General features: G+C 69.5%; 8 protein-coding genes. 5 read left to right on the top strand and 3 right to left on the bottom strand.

Going from position 1 to position 14,778, the window contains the following annotated elements:
• Positions 1-45: 45 nt before the first annotated feature.
• Both QE438_RS09100 and tkt read left to right on the top strand, forming a co-directional pair.
• Positions 46-1,320, top strand: coding sequence for a dicarboxylate/amino acid:cation symporter (locus QE438_RS09100; RefSeq protein WP_130524880.1), 1,275 nt, complete (start codon positions 46-48; stop codon positions 1,318-1,320).
• A 226-nt stretch (positions 1,321-1,546) separates the two neighbouring features.
• Positions 1,547-3,556 (top strand): transketolase, encoded by a 2,010-nt coding sequence (tkt, locus tag QE438_RS09095; RefSeq protein WP_306990944.1) that lies wholly within the window; start codon positions 1,547-1,549, stop codon positions 3,554-3,556.
• Between the two features lie 618 nt (positions 3,557-4,174).
• Here the strand turns inward: tkt and QE438_RS09090 are convergent.
• A complete protein-coding gene (locus QE438_RS09090) occupies positions 4,175-4,930 on the bottom strand; it encodes a M23 family metallopeptidase (RefSeq protein ID WP_306990946.1) in 756 nt (251 codons plus the stop codon).
• A gap of 4 nt (positions 4,931-4,934) precedes the next feature.
• A complete protein-coding gene (locus tag QE438_RS09085) occupies positions 4,935-5,948 on the bottom strand; it encodes a L,D-transpeptidase (protein ID WP_306990948.1) in 1,014 nt (337 codons plus the stop codon).
• Positions 5,949-6,141: 193 nt separating this feature from the next.
• Here QE438_RS09085 and mprF point away from each other — a divergent pair, with 193 nt between their 5' ends.
• Complete coding sequence (gene mprF, locus QE438_RS09080; protein ID WP_306990950.1) at positions 6,142-8,724, top strand: bifunctional lysylphosphatidylglycerol flippase/synthetase MprF; 2,583 nt, start codon at positions 6,142-6,144, stop codon at positions 8,722-8,724.
• On the top strand, positions 8,721-10,136 hold the full coding sequence (locus tag QE438_RS09075; RefSeq protein WP_307183955.1) for an AcvB/VirJ family lysyl-phosphatidylglycerol hydrolase: 1,416 nt from the start codon (positions 8,721-8,723) through the stop codon (positions 10,134-10,136). The genes mprF and QE438_RS09075 overlap by 4 nt, the downstream gene beginning before the upstream one ends.
• Positions 10,137-10,242: 106 nt before the next feature.
• Here QE438_RS09075 and QE438_RS09070 read toward each other — a convergent pair whose 3' ends face one another.
• Entirely contained in the window at positions 10,243-12,204 is a 1,962-nt protein-coding gene (locus QE438_RS09070) for an acetyl-CoA hydrolase/transferase C-terminal domain-containing protein (RefSeq protein WP_307183956.1), read from the bottom strand.
• 265 nt (positions 12,205-12,469) lie between these two features.
• Between QE438_RS09070 and QE438_RS09065 the strand changes: the two genes are divergently transcribed.
• Positions 12,470-14,617: a TonB-dependent siderophore receptor gene (locus tag QE438_RS09065; RefSeq protein ID WP_306990954.1), complete on the top strand. Its 2,148-nt coding sequence runs from the start codon at positions 12,470-12,472 to the stop codon at positions 14,615-14,617.
• Positions 14,618-14,778 lie beyond the last annotated feature (161 nt).

Genomic DNA, 14,778 nt, shown 5'->3' with positions numbered 1-14,778 from the left:
CCTTGCTAGAGTGACCGTTTGCCCTCGAACCCCAGGATTCCACGCATGACCGACGCTGCTTCCGGCAAGTCCAAGCTGCCCTTGCATTGGAAGATGATGATCGGCTTCGTGCTCGGCCTGACGCTGGGCCTGATCGTGCACGCCACCGTCGGCGCGGACGCCGGCTGGGTGAAGCAGGTCACCGCGGTGACCGACCCGGCGGGCAAGCTGTTCCTCAACCTGATCTTCATGCTGGTGCTGCCGCTGCTGTTCTCGGCGCTGGTGGTGGGCATCTCGGAAATGGGCGACGTGCGCGCGCTGGGGCGCATCGGCTGGCGCACGCTGGGCTTCACGGTGCTGGCGTCGGGGATCGCGGTGGTGCTGGGCCTGGTGCTGGTCAACCTGCTCAAGCCCGGTGCCGGCACCGACCCGGCCACCGCCCAGCAGATGCTGGCCGCCGGCGCCGAGCGCGCCGACTCGATCATCAGCAAGGGCAAGGAGGCGCCGGGCGGGGCCGGCATGCTGCTCTCGCTGGTGCCGGCCAACGTGGTCACCGCGGCGGCGGGCGGCAACTTCATGGGCGTGATGTTCTTCGCGCTGATGGTCGGAGTGGGCGTGGTGCTGACCCGCAGCGACAAGACCGATGCGTTCCGCAACGCGGTCGAGGGCCTGTTCGAGATCTCCATGACCCTGATCACCCTGGTGATCCGGCTGGCGCCTTATGCGGTGTTCTGTTTCATGTTCAACCTGGCTGCGCTGTTCGGCTGGGAGCTGCTGATCCGGCTGGGGGCGTATGTCGGCGTGGTGGTGCTGGCGCTGGCGATCCACATGTTCGTGGTGTATTCGGCGCTGCTGAAGTGGGCCGGCTGGTCGCCGGTCAAGTGGTTCGGCGCGGTGCGCGAGGTCATGGTGCTGTCCTTCTCCACCGCCTCGTCCAACGCGACCCTGCCGACCTCGCTGCGCGTGGCCGAGGACAACCTGCGACTGCCGCGCAAGGTCTCGCGCTTCGTGCTGACCGTGGGCGCCACCGCCAACCAGAACGGCACGGCGCTGTTCGAGGGCGTCACGGTGCTGTTCCTGGCGCAGTTCTTCGGCGTCGAGCTGACCCTGCTGCAGCAGCTGACGGTGATGTTCGTCTGCATCCTGGGCGGGGTCGGCACCGCCGGCGTGCCGGCCGGCTCGCTGCCGGTGGTGGCGCTGATCTGCGGCATGGTCGGCGTGCCGCCGGAAGGCATCGGCATCATCCTGGGCGTGGACCGCTTCCTGGACATGTGCCGGACCACGCTCAATACGACCGGCGACCTGGTGCTGGCCACGCTGGTGGCCAAGGGCGAGGAGTGAGCGCAGAGGCGTGAGCGAAGCGGGCCGGCTGGCGCCGAGGCGCCGCCGCCTGGAAAGGCGAGGATTGAGGCCGAACGCATGCGTTAAGGCTGGGAGGCCGCCCGGACCGGGCTTTCACTCGCTTCTCACTCCGCTGCGCTCCCCGCCTCACTCGTTCCGAACCGTGCCTCATGGGACAATGGGCGTCCCTGGTGCCTCACGCGCCGCTTTCGCCCCAGTCCCTGACATGTCCGCTCCGACCCGCCGTCAGCTCGCCAACGCCATCCGTTTCCTCGCCGCCGATGCGGTGCAGGCCGCCAATTCCGGCCATCCCGGCATGCCCATGGGCATGGCCGACATCGCCGAGGTGTTGTGGAACGACTACCTGCGCCACAACCCCAACAACCCCAAGTGGTTCAACCGCGACCGCTTCGTGCTGTCCAACGGCCACGGCTCGATGCTGCAGTATGCGCTGCTGCACCTGACCGGCTACGACCTGCCGATCGAGGAGCTGAAGAACTTCCGCCAGCTGCACTCCAAGACCCCGGGCCATCCGGAAAGCCACATCACCCCCGGCATCGAGACCACTACCGGTCCGCTGGGGCAGGGCTTCGCCAATGCGGTCGGCTTCGCCCTGGCCGAGAAGCTGCTGGCCCAGCACTACAACCGCCCCGAGTACCAGGTCGTGGACCACCGCACCTGGGTGTTCATGGGCGATGGCTGCATGATGGAAGGCATCTCGCACGAGGCCGCCTCGCTGGCCGGCACGCTGGGCCTGGGCAAGCTGGTCGCCTTCTGGGATGACAACCACATCTCCATCGACGGCGAGACCGACGGCTGGTTCACCGACGACACCCCGGCGCGCTTCCGCGCCTACGGCTGGCACACCATCGGCCCGATCGACGGCCAGGATGCCGACGCCATCAAGGCCGCCATCGACGAGGCGCTGGAGGTCACCGACAAGCCGACCCTGATCGCGTGCAAGACCACGATCGGCTTCGGCTCGCCGAACAAGGCCGGCAAGGAGTCCAGCCACGGTTCGGCGCTGGGCAAGGACGAGGTGGAGGCCACGCGCAAGGCGCTGGACTGGCCGTACCCGGCCTTCGAGATCCCCAAGGAGATCTACGACGGCTGGCGTGCCACCGGTACGGGCAGCCTGCGCCAGGCCGAGTGGGAGCAGTTGTTCGACAAGTACGCCAAGCAGTACCCCGACCAGGCCGCCGAGCTGGCGCGCCGCTCGCACGCCAAGCTGCCGGACGACTTCCTGGCCAAGGCCGATGCCTACATCGCCAAGGTCCAGGCCGACATGCCCGAGATCGCCTCGCGCAAGGCCTCGCAGCAGGCGATCGAGTTCTACACCGGCCTGCTGCCGGAGATCGTCGGCGGTTCGGCCGACCTGGCGCCGTCCAACCTGACCCTGTGGAAGAAAGCCAAGACCGCCGTCGGCGACGACCCGGACGCCAACTATGTGCACTACGGTGTGCGTGAGTTCGGCATGTCGGCCATCGCCAACGGCATCGCCCAGCACGGCGGGTTCATTCCATTCGACGCAACCTTCCTGACCTTCAGCGACTACGCGCGCAATGCGCTGCGCATGAGCGCGCTGATGCGCAGCCATGTGCTGCACGTCTACACGCACGATTCGATCGGCCTGGGCGAGGACGGTCCGACGCACCAGCCGGTCGAGCATCTGGCCAGCCTGCGTCTGATTCCGCACAACGATGTGTGGCGTCCGTGCGATGCGGCCGAGACGGCGGCCTGCTGGAAGGCGGCGCTCGCCCGCCAGGACGGCCCGAGCTGCCTGATCTTCAGCCGCCAGAATCTGACGCCCCAGCCGCGTGGCAAGGCGGAGGTCGAGGGCATCTACCGCGGCGGCTATGTGCTGGCCGAGGCCGAGGGCGGCACCGCCAAGGTGATCCTGATCGCCACGGGGTCTGAGGTCGGCATTGCCTCGGAAGCCCGCGAGAAGCTGCAGGCCGCGGGCATCCCGACGCGTCTGGTGTCGATGCCGTGCACCAACGTGTTCGATCGCCAGGACGAGGCCTACCGGGAGTCGGTGCTGCCGCGCTCGATCCGCGCCCGCGTGGCGGTGGAAGCGGCCTCGACCGACTTCTGGTTCAAGTACGTGGGCCTGGACGGCACCATCGTGGGCATGACGAGCTTCGGCGAGTCGGCGCCGGCGGAGAAGCTGTTCCCGTACTTCGGCTTCACCGCCGATCACGTGGTCGAAGCGGCGCAGAGCGTGGTCGAGGGCTGAAGCCCTTCGCCATTGCTGTGTCCATGAAGAAGCCGGGCACTGCCCGGCTTTTTCGTGGTCCTTCGTCGGTGTGCGTGGTCGGTAAGGGGACTTCGCCAACCGGCCTTTACCCGGGCGTGCGCGGCTCCTCGGCTCGGTCCGCCATCTAAGGCGGACTCGCCGCCGCGGGCCATCCTAAGGCCCGCTCTCTGCGTCGCACGCCCGGGTCGAGGCTCTGCGGCGAATGGATCAGGACTTCTTCCGAATTGAAGGCACTAGGCAAGCGCTTCGCCCCCTCCCTTTCGCCGCAGGCGAAGGGGAGGGCCGGGGTGGGGTGCTCTTGACCTTCGCTTTGATGGCTTGACCGAGAAAGCCCCGACCCCTCCCCATCCCTCCCCTGCGCTGCGCGCAAGGGAGGGGGCGCAAACCGAAGCCCTGTGACCTGACGCTCGAGGCAGCGGGCCGGCGGGCGGGGGCCGCGACGAGCGAGGCAGGACGCCGAGCGCCCGAGTCAGGGCAGGATGCCCTGATCGAGGGATAAGCGGCCCCCGCCCGCCGGACCGCTGCCCTTCCGAAGTCAGAGCGCTCACACGCCGCGCGCTTCTGATCGAGAAAAATGCTTCCCCGGGGACGCGGTGCTCAGGGCACAGGCGCGCCGTCGTGCAGCACCGGATAGGGATTGACCGCAGTGCCCTTCCACCACTGCTTTTCAGGGCCGAGCTGGAAGATGGCGAAGTGCAGGTGCGGCGCGTCGGGGCTGGCGTTGCCGGTGCTGCCGACGTAGCCGATCACCTGGCCGCGCTTGATGGGCTGCTTCTCCTGCAGGCCGTCGGCGTAGCGCTGGAGGTGCGCGTAGTAGTACGCCAGCCGGCCGCTCGGTTCGAACTGGTAGATGGTCAGCCCGCCGCGCTTGCTGTCGAACAGCTTCTCCACCGTGCCGTCGGCCACGGCCAGCACCGGCGTGCCGGCCGGGGCCATGATGTCGATCGCATCGTGCACGCGTCCGGCGCTGCGCGCGTCGGTGAAGGTGTCGCGCAGCGCGCCGCGTTCCACGCCCTGCACCGGCACCAGCAGACCCTGGCCGTCGTCCGGCGCGCGCAGCTGCGGCGCCACCGCCGGCATGGCGGGTGAGTCGGTGTCATCACCCACCGGCGCCTGCGGCGAGACCGGCTCGACCGCCACGCGCGTGGGCTGCACGTCGCCGACCATCTGCAGGGCCGGCGTGGTCGGCGCGGTCCGGGCGACCGCGGCGTCGACCGCCGCGGCGGCGGTGCCCGGGGTGGAGGTGGGCTGCACGTCCAGCCCGACCGCGCGCAGGGCGTGCGTGCGTTCGACCAGGCGCAGACCGACCGCGCCGATGACGACACCCAGCAACAGCGTCAGCAGGAATCTCATGGCCTCACTCCTGGAAGGTCACCGGCACGCTGGCATCCACTGCGTCGGCGACTTGCAGCACGTCCCAGTTGGTCAGGCGCACGCAGCCGTGGGACTGGGTCTTGCCCACGTTGCGCGGCTCGGGCGTGCCGTGCAGCCCATAGTGGTCCTTGGACAGGTCGATCCAGACCAGGCCCACCGGGTTGTTGGGGCCGGCGGCGATGGTGGCCTTCTTGTCTCCCTTCTTCGCGTCCCAGAACAGCTTGGGGTTGTAGTGATAGGTCGGATTGCGCGAGATGCCCAGGATCTTCCACTGGCCGATCGGCAGCGGGTCGTGCGCGCTGCCGGAGGTCACCGGGAACTGCGCGTACACCTTGCCCTGATCGTCCAGCAGCCGCAGTGTGGAGTCGGACTTGTCCACGACCACGCGCGCGGCCTTGGCCAGCGGCGCGGCGCCGAGCACATTGGTCACCTTGACCACCGTGCCGGCCTTGGCCGTGGCGAAGTCCAGGCCGGGGTTGAGCTGCTGCAGCGTCTGCGGCCCGACGTGGAAGCGCTCGCCCAGCGCCTCGACCAGCGAGGTATAGCCCAGCGCGTCCAGGCCGGCCTGCTTGGCGATCTGCTTGGGGATCTGCACGAACGGGCCGGCCACGTCCTCGGCGGTCAGCGTGTAGCTGGCGACGACCGGCTTGGTGTCGGCGTTCAAGGCCTGCCAGGTCGCCGCGTCGGGCTGGCCAGTGACTGGCAGCCCGTGTGCGGCCTGATAGCCGCGCAGGGCGCGCTGCTGGTTCGAACCGGCCTGGCCGTCGATCTCGCCCGGGGAGAAGTGCGCGCGGTCCAGCAGCACCTGCAGGCGCAGCAGGCCCGAGGCGCCGTCGACCGTGGCCGCATCGTTGGCGCGCGCCGCATCCGGCGTGTCGGGCGTCGTGGCGGCGGGCGTGCTGGCGGCCGGCGCGCTGGCCTGGAAGGCGTGCGCTTGCAGCGGGGCGATCAGGGCCAGCGCGAGCAGGCTGGGAAGTAGCGATACGGCACGGGTCATGCAACCCTCCAGTCATGGGAATGGCCGCACCATGCGCACGCGGTGTGGGGCATCCGTGTGAAAATCCCGACTGGACGCTGACTGGCGCGACGATGGATCGAGGTATGACACCGGCATTTCCCGACGGCTTGCGGCGCTCGCGCCCGCACGCGCATCATGCGCGGCTTTCCCGCCGCCCCGTTCTGGACGTCGCATGACCCTGTCGCAGCTGCGCGCCCGTGGTGCCTTCGTGGACACCTGGCTGCCGCGCTTGCAGCGTGCCCGCCCCTGGCTGCTGGGGCTGGCCGCGCTGATCGTGGCCGCGCTGGTGGTCGATGCCTTCGTCGACCTGTCGCGGCAGATCACCTACGACGGCGTGGTCGCCTCGGTGCGCGGCGTGCCGGGCTGGAAGCTGGGCCTGGCGCTGGCGGCCACGGCGCTGAGCTTCTTCTCGCTGACCGGCTACGACGCCTCGGCGCTGCGCTATGCCGGCGCGCGCGTGCCGTACCGTGTGGTGGCCAAGACTGCGTTCATCGCCTATGCCTTGAGCAACATGATCGGGCTGGGCGTGTTCACCGGTGGCGCGGTGCGCCTGCGCCTGTACGGCGCGGCGGGCGTGGAGGCCGGCCTGATCACGCGGGCGATCGCCTTCAACGCGCTGGCCTTCGGTCTGGGCATCAGCGTAGTCGGCGCGGGCGGCGTGCTGCTGGACGCGCGCGAGCTGGCGCCGCTGGCGCATATGCCGGTGTGGGTGCTGCAGGCGCTGGCCATCGGAGCATTGGCCCTGGCCGGCGCGCTGATGTGGGCCTGCCGGCGCGGTGAGTTCAAGCTCGGCCCGATCCGCATCCGCCTGCCGGCGCCGAGCATGGCCTGGCAGCAGCTGGGCGTGTCGGTGGTGGACATCGTCGCCTCGGCCGCGGTGATGTGGTTCCTGCTGCCGGATGGGGCGATCGGCTTCCCGGCCTTCGTCGGTTTCTATGCCGCGGCCATGGTGCTGGGCGTGATCAGCCACGTGCCCGGCGGCCTGGGTGTGTTCGAGGCGGTGATGCTGCTGGCGCTGAAGGGCACGGTGCCCTCGGACCAGCTGGCCGGCGCGCTGGTGTTGTACCGGCTGATCTACTACGTGCTGCCGCTGCTGCTGGCCATGGTGGTGCTGGCCGTGCACGAGCTGCGCCTCAGCCCGGCCGCGCCGGTCGGCCGTGCGGTGGTCGGGCTGGCGCCGCATCTGCTGGCCGCCTTCACCGCGGTGGTGGCGATCATGCTGCTGGTCTCGGGCGTGACCCCGGCCACCGACCAGGCCACTGCCCTGCTGGCCATGCACGTGCCGCTGATGCTGGTGGAGGCCTCGCACTTCCTCAGCTCGATCGCCGGCGTGGCGATGCTGTTCGTCGCCCGCGCGCTGCTGCGCCGGCTGGACGCGGCCTGGTGGGCGGCGGTGGGCCTGACCCTGGCCGCGCTGGTGCTGGCCCTGCCCAAGGGCCTGGCGGTGGACGAATCGCTGATCCTGGGCAGCCTGATGGCGGTCCTGCTGCTCTCGCGCAAGCAGTTCACGCGCAAGGCCTCGCTGCTGGCCGTGCCCTTCAGCGGCGGCTGGTTGCTGGCGATGGTGGTGGTGTGCGTGGCGGTGACCGCGCTGCTGTTCTTCGTCTATCGCGATGTGGCCTACGCCAACCGCCTGTGGTGGCAGTTCGAGTTCGACGGCAACGCGCCGCGCTCGCTGCGCGCAATGGTCGGCGTGTCGATCCTGGCCCTGGTGCTGGCGCTGCGCCAGCTGCTGCGCCCGCCGGCGCCGCCGCTGCCGCTGCCCAGCGCCGAGGAACTGGCGCGCGCCCAGGAGATCCTGCGTCGCCAGCCTTCGGCCGACGCGGCGCTGGCGCTGACCGGCGACAAGCCCCTGCTGTTTTCCGAGAAGGGCGATGCGTTCGTGATGTTCGGACGCAAGGGCAAGTCGTGGGTGGCCCTGTTCGATCCGGTCGGCCCGCGCGAGGCCTGGCCCGAGCTGGTCTGGCGCTTCTTGGAGCGCGCCCGCGAATCGGGCGCGCGCGGCTGCTTCTACCAGGTGCGCCCGGACGCGCTGCCGCTGTACCTGGACGCGGGCCTGCGCCTGTTCAAGCTGGGCGAATACGCCTGGGTGCCGCTGGCCGGCTTCAGCCTGCAGGGCAAGCGTCGCGGCAACCTGCGCAACGGCGTCAACCGCAGCGAGCGCGAGGGCCTGAGCTTCAGCCTGGTCGAGCGCGACGAGGTGGCCGCGATCCTGCCCGAGCTGCGCGCGGTCTCCGATGCGTGGCTGGCCAAGCACAACACCGCCGAGAAGCGCTTCTCGGTCGGCGCCTTCGACGATGCCTACATGGTGCGCAACCCGGTGGCGGTGGTGCGACGCGAGGGCAAGGTGATCGCCTTCGCCTCGCTGCTGGTGACCGATGTGCAGCAGGAGGCCAGCATCGACCTGATGCGCCAGTTGGAAGAGGCGCCCAACGGCACGATGGATTTCCTGTTCTCCAAGCTGATGCTGCATTTCGCCCAGGCCGGGTACGTGCGCTTCGGCCTGGGCATGGCGCCGCTGTCGGGCATGGCCGGACACGCGCTGGCGCCGCGCTGGCATCGCATCGGGCGCCTGCTGTTCGCCCACGGCGAGCACTTCTACAACTTCCGGGGGCTGCGCGCCTTCAAGGAAAAATTCGATCCGCAGTGGGAAGCCCGCTACCTGGCCGCGCCAGGCGGCATGGCCCCGCTGCTGGTGATGGGCGATGTCGCCGCGCTGATCAGCGGTGGCTACAAGGGAGTCATCCGCAAATGATCCGTCTGGCAAGCTGTCTGCTGCTGTTGGCCTGTGCGTTGCCGCTGGCCGCGCAGCAGCCCCGTCCCACGCCCGAGCGCATCTCGCACGGCAACTTCCGCGACGTGGCGCTGTACCGGCCGGTGGGCCCGCTCAAGCAGGTGGTGCTGATGCTCTCCGGCGACGGCGGCTGGAACGCGACCATGGACGCCGATGCGCAGGCGCTGGCCGCCAACGGCACCTTCGTGGCCGGCATCGATACGCCGCAGATGCGCAGGCAGTTCACCGGCGACGGCAAGGGCTGCGTATTCCCCGATGGCGACCTAGAGAACCTCTCGCACTACCTGCAGGGCTATGCCCAGCTGCCGGGCTACCGTGCGCCGCTGCTGATCGGCGAGGGCAGTGGCGCGGCCATCGCCTATGCCATGGTCGCGGCGGGCGATCCGGGGATCTTCGCCGGCGCGCTGACCCTGGACTTCACCCCTGCGCTGGACCTGGGCCGGGTGCCCTGCGAGGGCAAGGGCAACATCTTCGACACGCTGCCCACGCGCGGGGCGACCACCACCCTGGTGCCGGCGCGCAACAAGCTTGCCGTGCCGTGGCTGACCCTGGACACCGACGGGCCGAAGAAGGGCTTCGATGCCAAGCCCTTCGCCGCGCAGGTCAAGGGGTCCTCCTTCGTGCAGCTGGCCACCGGCGGCGATCAGGCCGCGGTGCGCCGCGCCGCGCTGACTACCGCCGCGCACATGCTGGCGCGCGAGCAGGTGGCGACCTTGCCGCCGCCGCCGCCGCAGGACCTGTCCGGCCTGCCCTTGAACGAAGTGCCGGCCACCGGCGGCGCCCGCAGCGACACCTACGCCATCCTGCTCAGCGGCGACGGCGGCTGGGCCGGTCTCGATCAGGAAGTGGCCAAGGCACTGGCGGCCAAGGGCATCCCGGTGGTGGGCTTCGACTCGCTGCGCTACTTCTGGAAGAAGCGCACGCCGCAGGGCCTGGCCAGCGACCTGGATCGCATCATCCGCTACTACAGCGCGCACTGGGGCAAGGCCAAGGTGATGCTGATCGGCTATTCGCAGGGCGCCGACGTGCTGCCCTTCGCGGTCAACCGGCTGGCGCCGGACACGCGCGCCCAGCTCCTGCAGGCCGTGTACCTGGCGCTGAGCAACAACGCCGCGTTCGAGTTCCACGTCACCAACTGGATGAGCGACGATGTGGCCGACGCCATACCGACCATGCCGGAGATTCTCAAGCTCAAGGCCGCGCAGAACTTCTGCGTCTATGGCGAGGGCGACGACGAGCAGGTGTGCAGCAAGGTCCCGCCGGGCCACCTGCGCGTGCAGGCGTTGACCGGTGGCCATCACTTCGACGGCGACTACGCGCATCTGGCCGACATCATCCTCACCGCGGCCGACGCGGCCGAAGGCAAGCGCTGAGGTCTCCCGCGGGCGGCGCAGGGTAGGCGCGCCTGGTCTCCATGCGAACGCGCATTCGGCGCGTTCGCGTGGCGCTGGCCTCGGCTGCGTGTAAGGTCGTCCGCCGTCAGGCGGTCTGCGCCAGTGCCAGGCGCAGCAGGCGCGACATCAGGTGTTCGCCGATGCCGCGCGGTGCCTCGAGGTCCATGCGCCGCAGCGCGATCGCATCGACCGGCGTGCGCGAGAACACCGCGCGGGCCACCGTGCGCAGCTTGCCGCCGCGCGTGCCGGTGCCGGCCTTCAGCCAGGTCAGGGCGCGCACCAGGCGCTGCTCGGTGTCGGTGAAGTCGCTGCCCAGCGGATAGTCGGGCAGGGTGCCATCGCGGCGGAACGGCGCCAGGGCCTGCGCCAGGTGCTGCGGCGTGTTGCGCTGCCAGTGCGCCGGCGCGCCGAAGTCGCGCCGCAGCTTGCCGGCGGCCTTGGCCTGTTCCAGCAGCGGCGCGGCGAAGCGCGCATCGGCGATGCCGGCCATGGCGATGATGCAGTCCTCGTCGCTTTGCGCGCGCAGGTCGGCGATGCCGTACTCGTCGACGAACACATCGCGCAGGTGGCGGGCGATGGTGGTGTGGCCGTAGTTCCAGCGCAGGTTGGATTCGAGGCGCTCGCCTTCGCCGCGCACGGCGCGCAGCATCAGCACGCTGCGCGCATCGTGCAGGGCGTGGGCCATGCTGACGAAGTCGTGCTGCCCGCCCACGCCCGACACCACCCGGCCGTCGTCCAGCCCGTCGGACACCGCCGCGCCCAGCGCGGTGGCCATCATGCAGCTGTTGAAGAAGCGCGCCTGCACCCGCTGCAGGCGCTCCAGCGCCTCGTGGCCGCCATAGAGCTGGTTGATCTGGCTGATGCGCAGCATGCCGATGGCGCGGCGCTGGTCGTGATCCAGGTTGCGCAACCAGTCGTAGAACTCCGGTGAGCCGAGGTAGAAGGCGCCGTGCAGGTACTCGCCCTCGGCCTGCAGGCGGGCGTGGTCCTGCGCGTCGGCACTGCCGTCGGCCAGGCGTTGCATCAGCGCCGCATCGTCCAGCACGCGGCGCTTGATCACCCCGCGCTGCACCAGCAGGCGGAAGCCTTCGTTGAGCATCTCGCTGCAGCCGTACAGGCCGACCTGGAACGGCGCCATGCCGCCGCTTTCAATCACCGCCGGGTGATGCACCAGTTCCGGGTCCAGGGCGTGCAGCACGCGGCGATAGGCGGCGTTGTCGGTGTGACGCAGCACCAGCGCGTGGCTGAGCGCATCGGCCAGCGTGCCGATGCCGATCTGCAGCGTGCCGCCGTCGCGCACCAGGGTGCTGGCGTACAGGCCGATGGCGTAATCGGTGTCGCTGACCGGCTGGCGCGGCAGGGCGAACAAGGCCGGATACGGCCCGGGCGGGTCGATCACCACGTCGAAGAAGGTCTCGGCGACGCTGGCCGTGCCGCCGATCCACGGCAGCTGCGGGTCGACCTCGGCCACCAGCAGCGGGCGCGGCAGGCCGCGGCGCGCAATCGCCTCCAGCGTGTCCTGGGTGGTGTCGTTGTTGCACGACAGCGACAGGCGGACCGGGTCGCCAGGCCGGGCCTGCGGATCGCGCGCGACCTTCTGCACGATCACGTTCGGCGCGCGCTGGGCCACGCCGTCGGCGGCGTGGGTGTAGTTGAGGCTGACGTAGCGGCGCTGCATCTGCCGCGAGTGCAGCAGCGCGCCGGACTGCATGTAGAACTCCTCGACCTGGATATGCGCCGGCAGCGCATCGGCCTTGAGTGCCTGCACATAGCGCAGCCGCGGGAAGTCCTCGCCGAAGTGGCGCGCGCCGAACGGCTTGAAGAAGCGCGCCTCCAGTCCATCGCCCTTCGGCGCGGGCGGGTCCAGCGACAATGCGGTCAACAGCAGCAGCGGACGAGACGGGTCGCGTTCGATGCGGTCGTAGAGCGCGTTGAGCAGGCGATGCGGCTTGCCGATGCCCAGCGGCGCGGCGACGCGCAGCGGGCCGGGCACGCGCTGCAGGATCAGATCGACGGCGTCGGACAGTTCGGCGAGGTGTTGGGGCATGCAGGGACATCGGATCGCGGTGGGAGGAGGGTAGCCGAGCGGCCGTGCAGGACCGCGTGCCGGGCTGTCCAGGCAGTGCCTGCCACGGCGCGCTGTAAAATGCGAATGGTTTTCATTAAGATACTGTCATCCCGGGCGCCGCCATGGACGCGGCCCCGGCCCGCGCCGGCCAGCCGCTCGCCCGCCTGCGCGCCCAACCCCTTCTCGCCCCGGCTGGCACGACGCCCGGCCCGGTGCGTCCTGCCTCAGCCATCGGATCGTCCCCATGCCTTTCGCCCGCGCCTCTCTTCGCCTTCCCCGCCGGCCGCTGCCGCGCTGTTCCGTCCTGGCCGCGGGCCTGACCCTGGCGCTGTCCGCGCAGGCGCAGGCTCAGACGCAGGGCGGTCCGGCCGACGCCGACCAGGCCCAGGACCTGGACAAGATCCTGGTGGTCTCCCAGCGTGCGCAGCGCGTCAGCAACGGCGCCACCAACCTGGACCTGGCGATCAAGGACACGCCGCAGTCGATCAGCGTCATCAGCCGCGAGCAGATGGACGCCTTCGGCGCCAACACGCTCAACGATGCGCTGCGCCTGGCGACCGGCATCCAGGTGGAGGAGTGGGAGACCAACCGCACCAACTATCTCTCGCGCGGCTTCGAGATCGAGAACACGCAGATCGACGGCATCGGCCTGCCCAACGGCTGGGGCATCGTCACCGGTGCGATGGATTCGTACGGCTACGACAAGATCGAGGTGATCCGCGGCGCCAACGGCCTGCTGACCGGCGTGGGCAATGCGGCCGGCACGATCAACTACGTGCGCAAGCGGCCGACCAACGACGAGCAGGGCTCGGTCGGGATCAGCTACGGCGCGTGGAACACCAGGCGCGAGCAGGTGGACTACTCCTCGCCGATCACCACCGACGGCAGCTGGGCGGTGCGCGTGGTCGCCGCGCACGAGGACGGCGGCTCTTACCTGCGCGACTACGACAAGGAGCGCACCTTCCTCTACGGCGTGGTCGACGGCCAGATCGGCGAGAACGGTACGCTGACCGCGGGCTACTCGTGGCAGCAGGCCAACAGCACCGGCAACATGTGGGGCGCGCTGACCTTCAACACCGTCGGCGGCGGCCAGATCGGCTGGCCGCGCAGCGCCTCCACCACCCAGGACTGGACCTACTGGAACACCAACAACCAGACCGGCTTCGTCGAGTACGCCCAGCAGCTCAGCCCGGACTGGAAGCTGAAGGTGGCCTACAACTACCGGCGCAGCACCGAGGACGATCAGCTGTTCTTCGCCTACACCACGACCGGCCTGGATCCGGTCACCGGCGAAGGATTGAACGGCTATCCGTACAAGGGTCGCGACAAGGTCACCGCCAACCTGGGTACGGTCGAGCTCAACGGGACCTACGCGCTGTTCGGTCGTCCGCAGGAGGCGATGCTGGGCTTCAGCCTGGCCCAGAGCGAAAGCGGTGGGCATTACTGGTCGGCGCTGTCCGGCTTCGAGCCGCTGCCCGGGTTCCCCTATGCCGGCGATGTCGTGCCCGAGCCGCTCTGGGCCGCGCCGCAGCCGCAGGATTCGCTCAACCAGCACATCAAGCGCGCCTACGGCGCCACGCACGTCTCGCTGACCGAACGCCTGAAGACGGTGCTGGGCTTCAACTACACCTCGTTCTCGCGCAACGGCCTGGCCGGCGGTGCGTACTTCGAGCAGAGCGACAGCCATACCAGCCCCTATGCCGGCCTGACCTGGGACTTCACCCCGGACGTGCTGGGCTATGTCAGCTATTCGGACATCTACCAGCCGCAGGACCAGCAGGACATCCTCCAGAACTACCTGCCGCCGACCAAGGGCAAGAACTACGAGGTCGGCGTCAAGGCCAACTGGCTGGACCAGCGCCTGCTGACCACGCTGGCGGTGTTCGATGCCAAGCAGGATGGCCTGGCGGTCTCGCGCGGGCTGAACCCGGCCAACGGCCAGTACTACTACGAGCCGGCCGACGTGGAATCCAAGGGCGTCGAGCTGGAGGTCACCGGCAAGGTCAACGACTACCTCGACCTGGTGTTCGGCTATACGCACCTGAAGATGGATGGCGAGCAGGGCGATGACACCTATCCCTGGGTGCCGCGCAATACGGCCAACCTGGCCATCAGCGCGCGCCTGCCCAGCTACAGCGCGCTGTCCTTCGGCCTCAGCGGCCGCTGGCAGGACAAGACCGTCTCCGGCCCGGACAGCTATACCGGCTATACGGTCAGCCAGGACGCGCACACCGTACTCGATGCCTTCGTCGGCTGGGACATCAGCCGCGACCTGACCCTGCGCGTCAACGCGCGCAACATCACCGACCGCAAGTACATCGGCAGCCTGTACCAGATCGGCTACTACGGCGCGCCGCGCAACACCACGGCCAGCCTGGAATGGCGCTTCTGAGCTGATTCGGCCGACGCGGTCGGTCCGCCTCCTGTCCGCGAGAGCACCGGCTGGTCCGGCGCTTTCGCGTTTCAGGTCCATGCACATCGCCGTTCGTCGGGTGTCGCCCGAGACGCTTGACAGCGGTTCGATTACGCGCGTAATTTCAATAAAAATTACAG

The organism is Pseudoxanthomonas sp. SORGH_AS_0997, from assembly GCF_031453535.1.
In the GTDB taxonomy this organism is placed as follows: Bacteria; Pseudomonadota; Gammaproteobacteria; order Xanthomonadales; family Xanthomonadaceae; genus Pseudoxanthomonas_A; species Pseudoxanthomonas_A winnipegensis.
Note: the sequence above shows the minus strand (reverse complement) of the source record. Positions and strands in the feature narration are given on the sequence as shown.